The organism is Maribacter sp. MMG018 (genome assembly GCF_018100785.1).
GTDB lineage: Bacteria > Bacteroidota > Bacteroidia > Flavobacteriales > Flavobacteriaceae > Maribacter.
Map to the genome: position 1 here is coordinate 841,265 of NZ_JAGJEC010000002.1, position 17,250 is coordinate 858,514.

General features: G+C 37.5%; 17 protein-coding genes. 4 read left to right on the forward strand and 13 right to left on the reverse strand.

Features of this window, described 5'->3' with window-relative positions:
• The first annotated feature begins 96 nt into the window (after window positions 1–96).
• Together J8L85_RS12020 and J8L85_RS12025 are read left to right on the forward strand one after the other, a co-directional pair.
• On the forward strand, window positions 97–795 hold the full coding sequence (locus tag J8L85_RS12020) for a response regulator transcription factor (protein WP_211017549.1): 699 nt from the start codon (window positions 97–99) through the stop codon (window positions 793–795).
• Window positions 792–2,282, forward strand: coding sequence for a HAMP domain-containing sensor histidine kinase (locus J8L85_RS12025; protein ID WP_211017551.1), 1,491 nt, complete (start codon window positions 792–794; stop codon window positions 2,280–2,282). The genes J8L85_RS12020 and J8L85_RS12025 overlap by 4 nt, the downstream gene beginning before the upstream one ends.
• A gap of 59 nt (window positions 2,283–2,341) precedes the next feature.
• On the opposite strand, the gene J8L85_RS12030 is transcribed toward J8L85_RS12025, so the two are convergent.
• Together J8L85_RS12030 and J8L85_RS12035 are read right to left on the reverse strand one after the other, a co-directional pair.
• A complete protein-coding gene (locus J8L85_RS12030; protein WP_211017552.1) occupies window positions 2,342–3,811 on the reverse strand; it encodes a magnesium chelatase in 1,470 nt (489 codons plus the stop codon).
• Window positions 3,812–3,829: 18 nt separating this feature from the next.
• Window positions 3,830–4,984, reverse strand: a complete 1,155-nt coding sequence (locus tag J8L85_RS12035; RefSeq protein WP_211017553.1) for a VWA domain-containing protein — start codon at window positions 4,982–4,984, stop codon at window positions 3,830–3,832.
• Window positions 4,985–5,152: 168 nt separating this feature from the next.
• Between J8L85_RS12035 and J8L85_RS12040 the strand changes: the two genes are divergently transcribed.
• Complete coding sequence (locus tag J8L85_RS12040; protein WP_247656647.1) at window positions 5,153–5,962, forward strand: DUF1853 family protein; 810 nt, start codon at window positions 5,153–5,155, stop codon at window positions 5,960–5,962.
• A 162-nt stretch (window positions 5,963–6,124) separates the two neighbouring features.
• Window positions 6,125–7,924: a glycoside hydrolase family 2 TIM barrel-domain containing protein gene (locus J8L85_RS12045; RefSeq protein ID WP_211017555.1), complete on the forward strand. Its 1,800-nt coding sequence runs from the start codon at window positions 6,125–6,127 to the stop codon at window positions 7,922–7,924.
• A gap of 101 nt (window positions 7,925–8,025) precedes the next feature.
• Here the strand turns inward: J8L85_RS12045 and hisIE are convergent, their stop codons facing one another.
• The 11 genes from hisIE to J8L85_RS12100 form a co-directional block, all read right to left on the reverse strand.
• Window positions 8,026–8,634: a bifunctional phosphoribosyl-AMP cyclohydrolase/phosphoribosyl-ATP diphosphatase HisIE gene (gene hisIE, locus J8L85_RS12050; RefSeq protein WP_211017556.1), complete on the reverse strand. Its 609-nt coding sequence runs from the start codon at window positions 8,632–8,634 to the stop codon at window positions 8,026–8,028.
• Between the two features lie 64 nt (window positions 8,635–8,698).
• Window positions 8,699–9,454 carry an imidazole glycerol phosphate synthase subunit HisF gene (gene hisF / locus J8L85_RS12055; RefSeq protein WP_211017557.1) on the reverse strand — a complete coding sequence of 252 codons (756 nt, stop codon included), beginning with the start codon at window positions 9,452–9,454 and terminating at the stop codon, window positions 8,699–8,701.
• Between the two features lie 94 nt (window positions 9,455–9,548).
• Window positions 9,549–10,073: a DinB family protein gene (locus J8L85_RS12060; protein WP_211017559.1), complete on the reverse strand. Its 525-nt coding sequence runs from the start codon at window positions 10,071–10,073 to the stop codon at window positions 9,549–9,551.
• Window positions 10,066–10,794, reverse strand: coding sequence for a 1-(5-phosphoribosyl)-5-[(5-phosphoribosylamino)methylideneamino]imidazole-4-carboxamide isomerase (gene hisA / locus J8L85_RS12065; RefSeq protein WP_211017561.1), 729 nt, complete (start codon window positions 10,792–10,794; stop codon window positions 10,066–10,068). Before hisA ends, J8L85_RS12060 begins: the two co-directional genes overlap by 8 nt.
• Complete coding sequence (locus J8L85_RS12070; RefSeq protein ID WP_211017563.1) at window positions 10,795–11,217, reverse strand: GNAT family N-acetyltransferase; 423 nt, start codon at window positions 11,215–11,217, stop codon at window positions 10,795–10,797.
• Window positions 11,217–11,798, reverse strand: coding sequence for an imidazole glycerol phosphate synthase subunit HisH (hisH, locus tag J8L85_RS12075; RefSeq protein WP_211017565.1), 582 nt, complete (start codon window positions 11,796–11,798; stop codon window positions 11,217–11,219). The genes J8L85_RS12070 and hisH overlap by 1 nt, the downstream gene beginning before the upstream one ends.
• Before the next feature lie 19 nt (window positions 11,799–11,817).
• Window positions 11,818–12,960: a bifunctional histidinol-phosphatase/imidazoleglycerol-phosphate dehydratase HisB gene (gene hisB, locus J8L85_RS12080; protein WP_211017567.1), complete on the reverse strand. Its 1,143-nt coding sequence runs from the start codon at window positions 12,958–12,960 to the stop codon at window positions 11,818–11,820.
• Between the two features lie 4 nt (window positions 12,961–12,964).
• Window positions 12,965–14,008, reverse strand: a complete 1,044-nt coding sequence (hisC, locus tag J8L85_RS12085) for a histidinol-phosphate transaminase (protein WP_211017568.1) — start codon at window positions 14,006–14,008, stop codon at window positions 12,965–12,967.
• A gap of 27 nt (window positions 14,009–14,035) precedes the next feature.
• Complete coding sequence (gene hisD, locus J8L85_RS12090; protein WP_211017569.1) at window positions 14,036–15,319, reverse strand: histidinol dehydrogenase; 1,284 nt, start codon at window positions 15,317–15,319, stop codon at window positions 14,036–14,038.
• Window positions 15,320–15,339: 20 nt separating this feature from the next.
• Window positions 15,340–16,197 (reverse strand): ATP phosphoribosyltransferase, encoded by an 858-nt coding sequence (hisG, locus tag J8L85_RS12095; RefSeq protein WP_211017570.1) that lies wholly within the window; start codon window positions 16,195–16,197, stop codon window positions 15,340–15,342.
• Window positions 16,198–16,433: 236 nt separating this feature from the next.
• Window positions 16,434–17,249: a prohibitin family protein gene (locus J8L85_RS12100; RefSeq protein ID WP_211017571.1), complete on the reverse strand. Its 816-nt coding sequence runs from the start codon at window positions 17,247–17,249 to the stop codon at window positions 16,434–16,436.
• Window position 17,250 lies beyond the last annotated feature (1 nt).

Consider the following 17,250-nt stretch of genomic DNA (forward strand, 5'->3'; position numbering starts at 1 on the left):
ATGGCCATATTCACACGCTAACCAAGGGTCTTTACATTAAATAATATTGCTGTGATATTTATGTGATAACTTTTGATTTTATTCGTAGATACGATTATGAAAAATATCTTGATAATAGAAGATGACCCCGAGATAATTAAATTATTGGAGATTCATCTAACAGATTTAATTTATAAAACATCCAAAGCAATGGATGGGGAAATAGGACTACAAATGGCACTTGAGAACGACTATGATATGATTCTCTTGGATTTGACCCTGCCCACCATGGACGGTGTTGAAATATGTAAAAAACTTAGGGCCGTTAAAAATACGCCCATAATTATGTTAACGGCAAAATCTGAAGAGATAGATCGGGTTCTTGGATTGGAAATTGGTGCTGATGATTATATTACCAAACCTTTCAGTATTCGTGAACTACTTGCCAGGATCAAGGCCGTATTACGAAGAGCGGACATAAAGGAAATTAAGGAGAAAGATACTTCTAGCATAATTGCAGAAGGCTTACAAATAGATATTGATAAGCGAAAGGTCAATCTAAACGGACAAAAAATAGAGCTTAGCCCAAAGGAGTTTGAGCTATTGATATTAATGGCTTCCAACCCAGGACGTAATTATACACGTTCAGAGTTATTAAATATGATTTGGGGCTATAATTTCGAAGGTTACGAGCATACCGTTAATTCGCATATAAATCGATTAAGGGCCAAAATTGAATCCGATATGGCAAATCCTACCTTTATTCTAACCACTTGGGGTGTGGGCTATAAATTTAACGAAGAAATCTTAGAATGAGCACCGATAAAACTTTAACACCTAGACTGGTCAAGAAATTATGGTTTGCCTTTATTGTATTAATTGCAATAATTGGTGCTTCGTATATTTTTATAACCGGTTATTTTAGTAACAGGCATAGCGAAGCTACCATTCAAAAGATAAACGCGAGTTTAGCCGAACACCTTATCGAGGAGAAATTTCAGAACGCCTCTCCTTTTTTGGAAGATGGCAGTGTAAACAAAGCATTGTTCGGAGATTTAATGCATGATATGATGGCAGTAAACCGAAGTATAGAGGTTTATTTGTTGGATAAACAAGGAGACATTCTGTACTCGGTGGTATTGGACCATGGGGATGGTTCTAAAACCAAACAAGTATCCCTAGATCCTATAAAGTCTTTTATAGCCTCTCATGGGCAAGAGTATATTCTTGGGGATAACCCTAGAAACCCAGAGGAACAAAAGATATTTTCGGCGGCACCTTATAATGTAAACGGAAAAGAAGGTTTTGTTTATATCATCTTGACAGGTCAAGAACTACAATTGGTCAGTGATACGCTACTGGGTAGTTACTATTCGAACATAGGTATTGGTGGTTTTTTACTTGCTATCCTATTTGCCGGACTTATAGGTTTTTTAAGTATATGGTTTCTCACTAAAAACCTGAGATTGATGACAGGGACGGTCAAAAAATTTCAGGAGGGTGACCTTGACGCTAGAATTGAAAACCCCAAAGGGAGCGATATAGAGGTTTTTGCAAACGCTTTCAATGAAATGGCCGACTCTATTGTAAAGAATATGGATAAGATGAAATCGGTCGATTTATTGCGGCGAGAGCTTATCGCCAATGTATCCCATGACCTTAGAACACCCTTGGCCGTTTTAAAAGGGTATATTGAAACCATGCAAATGAAGAAGGATTCCTTAACGGAAGAGCAAAAGCAGGAATATCTTCAAATTACCTATGATAATGTAGATAAACTTTCAAAATTGATTAATCAATTGTTCGAATACTCCAAGTTGGAAGCAGAACAGACCACTCCCATTAAAGAACCATTTTCCATCACCGAACTATCACATGATCTTATTGCAAAATTCAAGGTTTTGGCAGAAAAGAAACAAATTGACCTTCAATTGAACAATGACCAGAAAAATGCTATGGTCTTTGCCGATGTTGGTCTTGTTGAGAGAGCATTACAGAACCTTTTGGAAAATGCCATAAAGTATACGCCATCGGGTGGTCGAGTGATACTTTCATTATGCCCTAAGGGCAATAAGGTAGAAATCAGTATACGAGATACGGGTACAGGTATTCCTATTAACGACCAACCTTTTATTTTTGATCGTTATAAGCAGGTGGCCACAAATTCAAAAAAACAAGGTCATGGTCTTGGGTTGGCCATTGTGAAGAAAATAATGGAATTACACGATACAACAATTACTGTATTGAGCAAACCTAAAGAGGGAAGCTCTTTTATATTTCAATTACCCGCATATCAAGTATAAAAAATAGTATACCGTTAAGAGCAAAAAAGAAACCTCCCTATAAAAGGGAGGTTTTGTATTTAGATATCATTTAAAAAACTACTATATAGGTCTTTAAAATGGTATCCTTCTGAAAAACGTTGTTTGTTCAATTTTTTATACGATACCAATCCCCATAACAACAGTTCCTTTAAGAAATAAAGGTCTTTTTTTGGATACTCGGGTTGATGTTCCTTCACAAGTTGATTTAATGCCGGAATACTATCAAGGGCACGTTTATATTCCTCATCTGTAAAATCATCTAAAAGTTCAAAACCTTCTCCTTGAAAAAACCAATGCAATAGCTCATCGTACACGGTTTCCTCATCTTTACGTTCCAATTTATTAATTTTCGGAAAGTACTGTGGAAACAGTGATTTTACGGCATCGTCTATCAATATTTCGGCGACACCGTCCGCACCTTCTTGTTCCCCTTCATACACCAATTCTATTTTTCCTGTAATGGCAGGTATAATACCTATAAAATCGCTTAGGCGTACTACGGTGTTATCGGCATCGGTCAGTAAAGCCCTTCTTTCTGCCGTACTCAACAAATTTTCAAAAGCGGTAATACTCGTACGGGCACTTACACCACTTTTGGCATCCACATATTCGCTGTTACGAGCTTCAAAAATAACCTGTTCCAACAAGTCTTTTGCAATATCCGGAACATAGACCGAGTTGGTTTGACGTTCGTCCAAATCAGCTTCTTGTTCAGTAATTTTTCTAGCTGTTTCAATATCGTCCGGATAATGGGTAAGAATTTGAGAGCCTATCCTATCCTTTAAAGGGGTAACAATGCTTCCCCTATTGGTGTAGTCTTCAGGGTTCGCAGTAAAGACAAATTGAATATCGAGGGGTAATCGAAGTTTAAACCCCCGTATCTGTATATCTCCTTCCTCTAAAATATTAAACAATGAAACTTGAATACGTGCCTGAAGATCGGGCAACTCGTTGATAACAAAAATACAACGATTGGCTCTTGGGATCATTCCAAAATGAATAACCCTGTCATCTGCATAGGACAATTTAAGGTTGGCCGCCTTTATAGGATCTACATCGCCAATTAAATCTGCCACGGTAACATCGGGTGTAGCAAGCTTTTCTGCAAAACGTTCATCTCTGTGCAACCATGAAATTGGGGTCTCGTCCCCTTTTTGTTTTATAAGTTCCATGGCGAACCTAGACATTGGTTTTAATGGGTCATCATTAATTTCTGAACCTTCCACTACGGGAATATTTTCATCTAAAAGATTCACCATTAGGTGGGCCAAACGTGTTTTTGCCTGTCCGCGCAACCCCAATAGGTTAATATTATGGCGAGATAATATGGCCCTTTCCAATTCAGGAATTACAGAATCTTCATAACCCCAAACCCCTGTAAATGTTTCTTCTCCATTTTTTATTTTTTTTATAAGGTTGTCACGGAGTTCGTCTTTAATGCTCTTGGTTTTATATCCGAGTGCTTTTAGCTCACCAAGGGTATTTATTTTTTTATAGTCTATTTTCATATATAATATGCTCTTTTCTTATTTCAATCTTTTTCGCCTGTTGGTCTCGTAATCCTCAAAAATCATTTCTCCCAAACCTTTTAACCCGGTAAAGAAGGCCTTGCCTTTATTGGCTTCTGTAAAATGACGGATAAACTGCATTAAATACGGGTCTTGGGCGATCATAAAAGTGGTAATGGGAATATGTAATTTTCTGGCCTGTCTTGCCATATTGTAACACTTCTCTACAATATAATCATCGAGTCCCACACTATTTTTATAATAGGTGCCATCAGGAAGTCGCAGGCAACTGGGCTTTCCGTCCGTTATCATAAATATTTGTTTGTTGGTATTACGCTTTCGTCGCAATATATCCATGGCCAATTGTAGTCCGGCCACAGTATTGGTATGGTATGGCCCTACTTTTAAATACGGAAGGTCTTTTATAGGAATGGGCCAGGCATCGTTGCCAAAAACAAGAATGTCAAGGGTGTCTTTTGGGTAACGGGTTGTTATTAGCTCCGCCAAGGCCATTGCCACTTTTTTGGCCGGTGTAATACGGTCTTCTCCATACAAGATCATACTGTGGCTAATATCTATCATTAATACAGTACTCATCTGGGCCTTATGTTGTGTGTCTTCTACGACCAAATCTTCTTCGTTCAGCTGAAAACTACCTATACCGTGATTTATCTGTGCGTTTTTTAGACTTTCTGTCATTGAAATATGCTCTAGGCCATCTCCATAACGGTATTCGCGAAAATCACCTGTATGCTCGTCTCCCTGACCGGATTTACCTGTTTTATGGTTGCCAGAACCACTTCTTTTTATCTTTCCGAAAATCTGATCCAAAGCCCTTTGTCTGATCAGGCGCTCCATTTTGGCCGTAATGGAAATATTTCCTTTTCCTCCATTTTCTTCACCTTCGTCCCCTTCTCCACCTACACCATCCTCAAATTCCTCTCTAATGTATCCCTTTGCCTTTAGCTCTTCTATAAAATCATCGATGGTGTAGTCTTCTGTAGTAAGCTCATATTCCTTGTCCAATTCCCTTAACCAATCAATAGCCTCGTCAAAATCACCCGAAGTATGGGTAATCAATTCCTGGAAAATTTCGAACAGTTTATCAAAAATCGATTGTTCAGGTGCCTCATAGGTCTGAAAGCGGTATCCTTTTCTTACATTCATAGCCATATTATAAAATTAACACATTTAGGTTGGATGCCCTCTGTATTTAAGAAATGTTAACGTTGTTGGCCATGACTCCCTTTCATTTGCCATAAACATATAATATATTGGACGTTGTAAGGTATTTAAGCTGTAAGTGACAAAACATGCCGGCCTTTTATAATTAAAGAATCAATGTATTTATCAAACCAAATCAAAGGCTTTGTAAACACTCCCCCTTTGTGGTCTAAATCCGAATTTGGAATTCAACAATTCGAATTCCCTTATATAGACCTTAGCTTTTATAATGCCGTCGCAATCCCTCAAAAAATAAGACTGGGACACCAAATGGAATTTATATTTAAACAATTACTGGATTATTGCCCGGCTTATGAGGTGTTGGCCCATAACATACCCATAAGGCAAGAGAAACATACTATCGGCGAAATAGATTTTATCTTAAAAAAAATTGATGACCAACAATTGTTACATATAGAACTTACCTATAAATTTTATGTTGTAACCATCGAAGTTTCCGATCCCATACACCAACTAATAGGCCCCAATAAAAGAGATAGTTTTTTTTCTAAAATGAAAAAGATAAAAGACAATCAATTTCCCCTTCTTCATACAAAAGCTGGTACTGCCAGTCTAAAAAAAATAGGCATAGATCCTTCGATTGTTTCCCATCAAGCCTGTTTTAAGGCCCAATTATTTTTGCCTTTTAATTGTAAAAGTATTGACCTGTATCCTTTTGACCCCAATTGCATTGTAGGTTATTGGTTACGGCCAAACGATTTTCGACCAGAAACTTATGATCGTTATGAATTCTACCTTCCCTTTAAGAGCCAATGGGTCGTTGAACCTAATGACAATGTACAGTGGTTATCTTTCAATAAAATCTTACCAGAAATAAACCTTTGTTTGATAAAACAAAATGCACCTTTGATCTGGATGAAAAAAAACAACAATACATTCGAAAAGTTTTTCATAGTATGGTGGTAATATTATGCGAACATAATTTTGTCATCTTACTGATTACCAAGAATACATAAAACCATCATAAAAACCGGACAAAAACTTTCTGTGTTAAGATAATCCAATGCCCTTTTTGTTTTAGATTAAATAGGTAAATTCCACTTTTAATTCATAAACAACTCAACTTAAATGAAAATAACAAAAATCTTATTAGCCACATTTTTCTTATTATTTGGAGCGATGTTGAATGCGCAAGAAGATGGCTATGCCGACCTATTGCAAAACATAGACTCTAGACAAAAAATTTCTTTGAACGGCAAATGGGACATTATAGTAGATCCATTAGAAAATGGATTCTATAATCATAGGCTTCAAGAATACGACGGAGGTTATTTTAACAATGCAAAAATGAAAACGCCCTCTGATCTTATCGAGTATAATTTTGATACCAGTGCTCAATTAAACGTGCCCGGCGATTGGAACACCCAAATGGATAAGCTTTATTATTATGAAGGTACGGTCTGGTATAAAAAAGATTTCAACTATTCTAAAAATCAGAACGAACTGGCTTTTTTATATTTTGAAGCTGTTAACTATGAGGCAATCGTATATTTAAATGGCGAAAAAATTGGCTCGCACGTAGGTGGTTATACCCCTTTTCAATTTAATGTGACCGATAAATTAAAAGATGGGAACAATTTTGTTGTTGTTAAAGTCGACAACAAACGTAAAAAGGAAAATGTACCCACAATTAACCAAGATTGGTGGAATTATGGAGGAATTACACGTTCGGTACACTTGATCAATGTACCAAAAACACATATCGCCGACTATTATCTTCAATTAGAAAAAGACAAATCCAATGTTTTGGAAGGGTGGGTGACCGTTGAAAATGGAAATGATGGTGATGAAGTTAAATTACAGATACCTGAATTAAAAAAATCGTTGACATCCAAGCTTAAAAACGGGAAAGCTTCTTTCTCGTTTAAAGCAAAACCAACTTTATGGGATACTTTCAATCCAAAACTATATGAGGTTATTATTGAAACCGATTCGGATAAGGTCGTGGACCATATTGGGTTCAGAACCATTACTACCGATGGCTCAAAAATTCTATTGAATGGCAAACCTATATTTCTAAAGGGTATAAGTGTACATGAGGAAGCGCCTTTTAAGACCGGTAGGGTCACTTCGGTCGAAGAGTGTAAAATATTATTGCAATGGGCAAAAGAACTTGGCAGTAACTTTATTAGGTTGGCACATTATCCACACAGTGAAGCCATGGTAAAAGAAGCTGAAAAAATGGGCTTTTTGCTTTGGTCGGAAATTCCCGTTTACTGGACCATTCAGTTTGATAACGAGGATACATATGCCAATGCGCAAAACCAATTGAAAGAAATGATTTCACGGGATAAAAACCGGGCTGCGGTAATATTGTGGTCTATGGCCAATGAAACCCCGGAAAGCGAAGCCCGTTTGTCCTTTATTGGCAATCTGGAAAAAAAAGCACGTACACTTGATGATACCAGATTAATTACGGCAGCATTGGATACCCAGAGTAAAGGGGATGAAGGCAATCTAATTAAAGATCCTTTGGCAGATGTAGTAGATGTAATAGGAATAAATAACTATTGTGGTTGGTATTATGGCGAACTAGAATCTTGTAGAGATCTAAAATGGGCAAGTACCTACAATAAACCTATGATAATGAGCGAGGTTGGCGGCGGCGCCCTATACGGTCTTCATGGTAAAGCAAATGAAATATGGACAGAAGAATATCAAGAGGCACTTTTTGAATCGAACATAGAGATGATGGAAAATATTGATTTTATGGCAGGTCTCTCACCTTGGATTCTAATGGATTTTCGCTCGGCAAGACGCCCTCTCAAAAGAATTCAAGATGATTTTAACAGGAAGGGACTCATCTCTGAGCAAGGCATGAAAAAGAAAGCCTTTTACACCCTTCAGAAATATTACGCTAAAAAATAAGAAAGGCAAACACCTTTTCTATTGTTTTAGACAAAAAAATAAGGTTGGTCATTTTAATATATGGCCAACCTTTTTCTTTAAGTAATAATATACTACCAGGTTTATTTTTTTCGTTTCATCAATTCTGTTTCGATATCTTTTAAAGTAAACCCTTTTGCTTGTAAAAGCATAAGATAATGAAACATCAGGTCGGCACTTTCATAGATGAACAGTTCATCATTGTCATCCATAGCTTCAATAACCGTTTCTACAGCCTCTTCCCCAACTTTCTGGGCCACTTTATTGATACCTTTTTTAAACAATGACGCTACGTAAGACTTACTTCCGTCTGCAGATGTTCGCCGTTGTTCTATAGTAGCTTCCAATTCTGAGAAAAAACCAAAATTCGAACTATTTTCTTGTCCCCAACATGTAGCTGTTCCCGTATGGCAGGTAGGACCCACAGGATTTACCATAATTAAGAGCGAATCATTGTCACAGTCGTTCTTAATATCCACCAGATTCAAAAAGTTACCGCTCTCTTCTCCTTTGGTCCATAACCTTTTTTTAGAACGGCTGTAGAAGGTAACCTTACCCGATTCTTGGGTCTTCTTTAATGCTTCGGCATTCATATAGCCTAGCATTAATACATTTTTAGTACGTGCATCTTGAATAATTGCAGGTACCAAACCATCGCTCATTTTCTCCCAATTAGGCGTATTAAAATTCATAGTACTATTTTTTTAATGTGCTCTTAGCACGAATTTTGAAGGCATTCCTATATCAAAACAAGCCTTACAACCTGACCGGAATACCGTTTTCCTTTAATGTTTCTTTTAATTCTCTTATTCCTATTTCCTTAAAGTGAAATACACTTGCCGCTAAAGCAGCATCCGCTTTTCCTTTAATAAAAGTGTCGGTAAAATGTTTCTTTTTTCCAGCACCGCCAGAGGCAATAATGGGAATATTCAATTCAGAGGATAACTTTGCCAAAGCTTCATTGGCAAAGCCATCTTTGGTACCGTCGTGATCCATAGAGGTAAATAGTATTTCTCCTGCCCCCCTTTCCTCAACTTCTTTGGCCCATTCAAACAGCTTACGTTCCGTAGGAACTTTACCCCCTACCAAGTGAACGATCCATTCCCCTTTAATCATTTTCGCGTCTATGGCGACCACAATACATTGCGAACCAAATTTGGAAACAAGATCATTGATCAACTGTGGGTTTTTAACGGCCGATGAATTTATAGACACCTTATCCGCTCCATTTTTAAGCAATATGTCTACATCCTCTATTGAAGAGATTCCTCCCCCAACGGTAAAAGGAATATTTACCTTTTCTGCCACATGGTAGACCAAATCCGCTAAGGTTTTCCGTTTTTGTTCCGTAGCCGAAATATCCAAAAACACTAACTCGTCGGCCCCTTCTTTACTATATATTTCTGCTAACTCCACTGGGTCTCCGGCATCCCGTAAATCCACAAAATTAACTCCTTTTACGGTTCTCCCGTCTTTAATATCTAAACAGGGAATGATTCTTTTTGCTAACATAATTTTTTATAATCGATAGAAAACCCGAACTGTTCTGTACTTATTTAATGAGACATCAAAACTTAATGTCAAATAATTACGTCGTATGGTTAATCTATTGGCTTTTCTTATTCTTAATGTTCAGGTCAATGTCACTATAAAACCCTAAATCCTTATTTTTCAGCTGTTTTACCCAAAAGGCAATTTGCCCTGTATGGTATGAATAATGTTCTACTGCATGGAGAATGACCCCTACACCAGAGAAGGTAAATCCTTGAACCGATCTAACTTTCAACAGTTGATCGGTATTAGCATCAAAAATAATGCGTTTTGCCGTATCTACCGTTTCTACCAACTTATCTAAAACTTCTGTTTTAGTAAGACCGCCCGTTGCCGAAAATTCCGCATCCCGTTGTCTGACATCTTCATTTTCACCTAAGGACGATATGATATATTGCGAAATATTTCCACATAAATGCAATATCAGATTGGCGATACTATTCAGGGATTCGTTCGGTTTTAACCAAAGTTCCTCTTCAGAAACATCCACCAAACTTTTCTGTATCATACGCGTACTTTCATCCATTCGATACAGCGCATTTTTCACTAACTCTTCAATTAATTGAGCCTCTTTATCCATGGCTTAAAATATATGTCTCCAGCTGTTTTAAACTGATTCTGTTTTCATAAATGGCTTTTCCTATGATGGTAGCTTCACAACCAAGATCTGCCAACTTTGGTAATTCGTCAAAAATGGATATACCTCCGGATGCTATTAATTTTAGGTTTTCCGTTTGATCCAATATTCTTTGGTACAGCTCAAAGGAAGGTCCTTCTAACATACCGTCTTTACTAATATCGGTACAAATAACATATTGTATGCCCTTGGCCTGGTAAGCCTTGATAAAAGGAATTAATTCTTCTTTTGATTCCTCTTGCCAACCAGAGACGGCTACCTTTTCATCTAAGGCATCGGCCCCCAATATTATTTTGTCCGCACCATGTTTTTCTATCCAACCAATAAAAGTTTCTTTGTCTTTTACGGCAATACTTCCGCCGGTAATCTGTTCGGCCCCACTCTCAAAGGCAATTCTTAAATCCTCATCCGTTTTTAATCCTCCTCCAAAATCAATTTTCAAGTTGGTTCGAGAAGCTATTTGTTCTAAAATTTTATGGTTAACAATATGTTTGGATTTTGCCCCATCTAAATCTACCAAATGTAAATATTGAATACCATGCGCCTCATATTCCTTGGCTACTTCTAAAGGGTTTTCATTGTATATTTTTTTGGTATCATAATCCCCTTTTGAAAGGCGTACGCACTTACCGTCTATGATATCTATGGCTGGTATAATTCTCATTTATTCTAAAATTTGCTTATCAATTGACATCCATAATGCTGAATCTCCTATTTTATTAAATCCGTACCGCTCATACAGTTTGTGGGCATCTTTGGTTTTTAATGCTATCGTTTTCAGATTTCTTATAATAGGGTCATCTAACATAAATGTTACAATTTTTTTACCGAAACCCTGACCTTGAAATTTATCGAGGATAATAACATCCATAATATATCCAAAGTAGACGTAGTCGGTTACTACCCTAGCGAAACCAATTTGTTCATTGTCTGTGGTGTATATACCAAAACAGTACGAATGTTCAATGGTTGTTTTGACATCTTCGATAGTTCTATTATTTCCCCAATAAGAATTTGCGATAAACCCCTGTATGGCTCCAACATTTAATAAACTTTTATCTTTTGATATAAAGTAATTTGGCTTCATTACATTTTTAAAAAAATTTCTAAAATCTTTTCACCAACATCACTAGATTTCTCTGGGTGAAATTGCGTGCCATAAAAATTATCTTTTTGTAGTGCCGCGCTATAGTTTAGTCCGTATGAACACTCAGCTATTGTTTCGGCACATAATGGCGCGTAAAAACTATGCACCAGGTAGATATGTTCGTTCTCAGCAACCCCCTTGAACAAATCTGACCTAAGGTTCGTAATTTGATTCCAACCTATTTGCGGTACTTTAACCTGGTCACTAAATTTTATTACATCCACATTAAAAATCCCCAGTCCTTTTGTATCACCTTCTTCAGACGAATTACACATTAATTGCATACCAAGGCAAATGCCCAAAACTGGTTGTTTTAGCGTTGGTATAATCTTGTCCAGACCAGTGTCCCTCAATTTTTTCATGGCGCTGCTGGCCTCGCCTACCCCTGGGAATATGACTTTATCCGCAGTTTGTATCTCTTGTATATCATTACTTAACTCCGCATCAAAACCCAAACGTTTTATGGCGAACTTAATGCTCTGAATATTGCCAGCACCGTAATCTATTATTACTATTTTCATTGAACTTTTCTCTATAACACTAAAGCATTCCTTTGGTACTTGGTAATACCATTTTTTCCACATCTCTTTTTACCGCCATTTTTATACTTTTTGCAAAAGCTTTGAAAATAGCCTCTATTTTATGATGTTCGTTAGTACCTTCCGCCTTAACGTTCAAATTTGCTTTGGCACCATCGGTAAACGATTTAAAAAAATGATGAAACATCTCGGTGGGCATATCCCCTACTTTTTCTCTTTTAAATTCTGCGTCCCAAACCAGCCAGTTTCGCCCTCCAAAATCGATGGCTACCTGTGCCAAACAGTCATCCATGGGCAAACAGAAACCATAGCGCTCTATTCCAAGTTTATTACCCAAGGCGTTATTGAACACTTCTCCTAGGGCAATACCGGTATCTTCTATTGTATGATGTTCATCTACTTCTAGATCACCATTCACCTTAATTGTAAGGTCCATTTGACCATGACGGGCCAATTGATCCAACATATGATCAAAAAATGCCAGTCCGGTATTAATCTCACTTTTTCCCGTACCATCAAGGTTCAGTTTTATGAAAATATCCGTCTCATTTGTTTTTCTATGGTACTCCGCCGTTCTATCATTCAGTTTTAAAAACTCATAGATTTTTTCCCAGTCATTGTTTTCCAAGGCGATAACATCGACCAGTTCCGTTCTCTTTACCGTAATTTCATCGGTCCCCAAATTGGTGTTGTCGTTTATAAAAATACCTTTGGACCCAAGATTTTTGGCCAACTCCATATCCGTTAAACGGTCTCCGATTACGAATGAATTTTTCAGGTCATAGTCATCAGAAAAGTATTCGGTCAACAATCCTGTTCCAGGTTTTCTGGTGTTGGCATTTTCATGAGGAAAAGTACGATCAAGAAAAACCTTGTTGAACACTACGCCTTCGTTCTCAAAAGATTTTAGAATAAAATTATGTACCGGCCAAAAGGTATCTTCAGGAAAAACATCGGTGCCCAAACCATCTTGGTTAGTGATCATAACAAGTTCATAATCCAACTCCTTAGCTATTTTACCTAAATATGTAAAGGCCTTCGGGTAGAAGATCATTTTCTCGAAAGCATCTATTTGCTCATCAACTGTTTCTTTGATTATGGTACCGTCCCGGTCTATAAACAATACACGTTTTTTGTTTTTCATGCTTTTATGATAATGCTTTTAAAGCCTTGATTAATTTTTCGTTTTCATTGGATGTACCCACGGTAAACCGCAAGGTGTTTTTACATAAAGGTTGCGTGGTCCTATTTCTCACTACAATACCTTTTTCCAACAACTGGTTGTACCGTTTAGTGGCATCATCGACCTTCGCCAGTATAAAATTAGCATCTGTCGGAAAAATATCGGTCACAAAGGAAACTTGCGATAAAGCTTTGTTCAGTTTCTCTCGTTCATGTAAAATATTGGCAACTTCTTGCTGTACCCCTTTTTGATCTACAACTCTAGAAATAGCCTTTTGCTGCGTTAATTCGTTTACGTTATAAGGTGGTTTTATCTTATTTAAGATCGCAATAATTTCTTTGGAGGCCATACAGATTCCTAAGCGTATACCAGCCATACCGTATGCTTTGGACAAGGTTTGTGTAACAACAAGATTGGGGTATTCCGTTAATTTTGAAGCCCAACTATCCTGTGATGAAAAATCTATATAAGCTTCGTCTATTATTACTAGCCCTTTAAATGATTCTAAGAGCTGTTGGATTCTATATGCCGAAAAACTGTTTCCCGTTGGGTTATTTGGGGAACATAAAAACAGTAATTTGGTGCGATCGTCTGTACTTTCTAAAATTTTGGAAGTATTGGGCTGAAAATCATTATCCAACAGCACTTCCTTATTTTCTATTAAGTTGATACCGGACAACACCTTGTACATACCATATGTTGGCGGTAAAGTAATAATATTGTCTTCTTTAGGTTCACAGAAAGCCCTAAACAACAAGTCTAACACCTCGTCGCTACCATTGCCCAAAAGAATATTTTCTTCCTTAACGCCTTTCTGATCCGCCAATATAGATTTTAAGCCTCTTTGCTGGGGATCTGGATAACGGTTAACCCCATTATCATACGGGTTTTCGTTGGCATCCAAAAAAACCATGGTAGAACCGTCAGATACATACTCATCTCTTGCCGACGAATACGGACTAAGTCCTTTTACGTTCTCTCTTGTTATTTTATCTAGGTCAAAACTCATTACTTCTATACTGCTATCTAACCATTTCTATTTTATACTTTTCAGCCTAAGTGTTACCGCATTTTTATGCGCCTGTAAACCTTCAGCTTCCGCCATTGTTTCTATTGCTTTCCCAATAGCGGATATACCTTCTTTGGAGATTTTTTGAAATGTCATGCTTTTCATGAAACTATCTAGGTTTACTCCACTGTATTGCTTTGCATACCCATTGGTCGGCAATGTATGGTTCGTTCCCGAAGCATAGTCGCCGGCACTTTCCGGTGTATAGTTACCTATAAAAACAGATCCCGCATTTTGAGTGTTCTCTACATAAAAATCTTCATTGGCCACACAGACAATATAATGCTCCGGACCATATTCATTGATCAAGTCTATTGCCGTACGGTCATTTTCTACATATATAAGCTTACTGTTGGCAATGGCCTGTTGGGCAATTTCCTTTCGCGGTAGATCATCTAACTGTAACGCCACCTCTTTTTCTACGGCATCTATCATAATTTTTGAAGTGGAAACCAAAATAACTTGACTATCGATGCCATGTTCCGCTTGACTCAATAGATCAGAAGCCACAAAAGCCGCATTCGCAGTGTCATCGGCAACAACCAATAACTCTGAAGGTCCGGCTGGCATATCTATGGCCACCCCGTACTTGGTAGACAGTTGTTTTGCCACCGTAACATACTGATTACCGGGACCGAAAATTTTATAAACTTTTGGAATGGACTCCGTACCAAATGTCATACCGGCAATGGCCTGTATACCACCGACTTTCACAATTTTGGTAACACCGCATAAATTTGCCGTGTATAGAATAGCGGGATTCAATTTCCCTTTTTTATCTGGAGGAGAACATAGTACAATTTCTGAACAACCGGCTATAGTGGCTGGTATGGCCAACATTAAAATGGTAGAAAACAAAGGTGCCGTACCACCAGGAATATACAGCCCTATTTTTTGAATAGGCCGTTTTTCTTGCCAGCAAGAAACCCCTTTGGTCGTTTCTACTTCAACACGATCTGTCTTTTGTGCTTTATGAAACTTTTCAATATTGCTTTTGGCCAATTCAATAGCCACTTTTAACTCATTGGAAACCAAATCTGTAGCCTCTTGTATTTCATCGTTAGAAACCAAGATGTTCTCCAAGGTGACTTTATCAAATTGTTCGGTATATTTTTGTAATATACTATCCCCATTTGCTTTAACTTCCTCAAAAATACCGGTTACCAATTCTTCAATATCGGCCACAGTTTGTGTGGGACGTTTAAGAACGTCTTTCCAATCCTCTCTATTTGGATTATATATTTTATTCATCTCTTTTCCTATAAAGCCAATTACAGCACCATTTTCTCTATCGGGCACACTAAAATACCTTCTGCACCAGCGCTTTTTAACTCATCAATGACCTCCCAGAATTTATCTTTGTTTATTACCGTATGTACCGAGCTCCATCCCTCATCGGCCAAAGGTAATACCGTAGGGCTACGCATACCGGGCAATAATTTTAAGATTCCATCCAACTTTTCATTAGGAGCGTTTAACAACACATACTTAGAACTTCTGGCCCTCAGTACAGATTGAATCCTAAACTGTAATTTTTGCAACAAATCTCTTCTTTCAATAGATATTTTTGGGGATACGGCCAATACAGCCTCACTGGTGAGCATTACTTCCACTTCTTTTAAATTATTTTTAAAAAGTGTACTTCCACTACTGACAATGTCACAAATCGCATCGGCCAAACCAATATTGGGTGCAATCTCTACAGAACCGTTGATTATATGCAAATCTGCATTTACCCCTTTTTCTTTCAGATATGTAAGAACTGTATTCGGATAAGAAGTTGCTATTCTTTTGCCTTCCAAATCTTTTACCGAATTATATTGTACAGATTTGGGGACCGCCAATGATACCTTACATTTAGAAAACCCAAGTTTTTCGGCTATCGATATATCCTCGCCTTTTTCTATCAATACATTTTCGCCAATAATGGCAATATCGACTACGCCATCTCTTAAATACTGGGGAATATCCCCATTTCTAAGGTAAAACACCTCTATCGGAAAATTTCTGGACGAAGCTTTTAACTGATCCTTTCCATTATCAATAGAAATTCCGCAGTCTTTAAGAATTTGAAGGGACTCTTCGTTTAACCTTCCTGATTTTTGAATAGCAATCCTAATTTTTGTCATTGTCTTTTTGTTGTGCTTAAACAATCAAACCGAAGTTTAAAAAGAAAACCCGTTTGATTGCTCAAACGGGTTTTTAAATATGTTGCACTACTACAATACATTCCTACCTCGCCTGAGCGTGTGTATGGAAATGATGATGTGTAGTTCTGTTTCTCATTATGTGGTAAATGTAAAAGGTATTTTTGATATCACAAAACAAAAGTTAAAAATGAAACAAAAAGTTTTTACTGCGTGTTTTAGTTGTTTCCTAATATCAATGGTAGACCAGAGTCACCACTACCCACCACAACTACTTTTGCATTGGGCGATTTGGCAAGTTCTAGAGTAGCGTCAATACCTTTGTCCTGCAATATTTTATCTGTTAACGAAGCACTTAGTATTTTGTTCGCATCGGCCTTACCCTGCGCTTCTATACGTACCTTTTCTGCTTCTTTTGAGGCCGTTACCAGTCTAAATTCATACTCTAAAGACTCCTGTTCTTGCTTTAGCTTTCTTTCTATAGCCTCTTTTATGGTATTTGGCAAGGTAACGTCACGTACCAATATTTCATTTAATTGAATGTACTGGCCGTCAACAATCTTTTTTGTTTCCTCATAGATCTCTGCCTGAATAGCATCTCTTTTACTGGAATACAATTGCTCAGGTGTATATCTACCTACAACGCTTCTTGCTGCACTACGAATGGCAGGTAACAAAATACGTTCTTTGTACATTTCACTTTTTTCTTTGTGTAATTTGCCAAGGTCTTCATATTTGGGCTGAAACCAAGTAGAAGCCTCTAATTGAATGTCTAGACCATTGCTAGAAAGTACTTTCATTTTTTCGTAAACTTCTTGCTGGCGAACCTCATATACGAATACCTTGTTCCAAGGTGCAACAATATGAAAACCTTCTCCCAATGGTGGCTCGTCGGTTACGACTCCTCCACCAAAAGTCTTATATAGCACTCCCGCTTCTCCCGAACCTATGGTTACGGCAGATTTTGAAATTAAAATAATGACGAGAACTAATGCGAAGATTACTGGTAATGCGATTTTTGGTAATTTGTCCATA

Bases quoted from the DNA above. Each gene is read 5' to 3' on its own strand.
- J8L85_RS12020 (WP_211017549.1), top strand. From the start codon at position 97: ATGAAAAATATCTTGATAATAGAAGATGACCCCGAGATAATTAAATTA.
- J8L85_RS12025 (WP_211017551.1), top strand. From the start codon at position 792: ATGAGCACCGATAAAACTTTAACACCTAGACTGGTCAAGAAATTATGG.
- J8L85_RS12030 (WP_211017552.1), bottom strand. From the start codon at position 3,811: ATGAAAATAGACTATAAAAAAATAAATACCCTTGGTGAGCTAAAAGCA.
- J8L85_RS12035 (WP_211017553.1), bottom strand. From the start codon at position 4,984: ATGGCTATGAATGTAAGAAAAGGATACCGCTTTCAGACCTATGAGGCA.
- J8L85_RS12040 (WP_247656647.1), top strand. From the start codon at position 5,153: ATGTATTTATCAAACCAAATCAAAGGCTTTGTAAACACTCCCCCTTTG.
- J8L85_RS12045 (WP_211017555.1), top strand. From the start codon at position 6,125: ATGAAAATAACAAAAATCTTATTAGCCACATTTTTCTTATTATTTGGA.
- hisIE (WP_211017556.1), bottom strand. From the start codon at position 8,634: ATGAATTTTAATACGCCTAATTGGGAGAAAATGAGCGATGGTTTGGTA.
- hisF (WP_211017557.1), bottom strand. From the start codon at position 9,454: ATGTTAGCAAAAAGAATCATTCCCTGTTTAGATATTAAAGACGGGAGA.
- J8L85_RS12060 (WP_211017559.1), bottom strand. From the start codon at position 10,073: ATGGATAAAGAGGCTCAATTAATTGAAGAGTTAGTGAAAAATGCGCTG.
- hisA (WP_211017561.1), bottom strand. From the start codon at position 10,794: ATGAGAATTATACCAGCCATAGATATCATAGACGGTAAGTGCGTACGC.
- J8L85_RS12070 (WP_211017563.1), bottom strand. From the start codon at position 11,217: ATGAAGCCAAATTACTTTATATCAAAAGATAAAAGTTTATTAAATGTT.
- hisH (WP_211017565.1), bottom strand. From the start codon at position 11,798: ATGAAAATAGTAATAATAGATTACGGTGCTGGCAATATTCAGAGCATT.
- hisB (WP_211017567.1), bottom strand. From the start codon at position 12,960: ATGAAAAACAAAAAACGTGTATTGTTTATAGACCGGGACGGTACCATA.
- hisC (WP_211017568.1), bottom strand. From the start codon at position 14,008: ATGAGTTTTGACCTAGATAAAATAACAAGAGAGAACGTAAAAGGACTT.
- hisD (WP_211017569.1), bottom strand. From the start codon at position 15,319: ATGAATAAAATATATAATCCAAATAGAGAGGATTGGAAAGACGTTCTT.
- hisG (WP_211017570.1), bottom strand. From the start codon at position 16,197: ATGACAAAAATTAGGATTGCTATTCAAAAATCAGGAAGGTTAAACGAA.
- J8L85_RS12100 (WP_211017571.1), bottom strand. From the start codon at position 17,249: ATGGACAAATTACCAAAAATCGCATTACCAGTAATCTTCGCATTAGTT.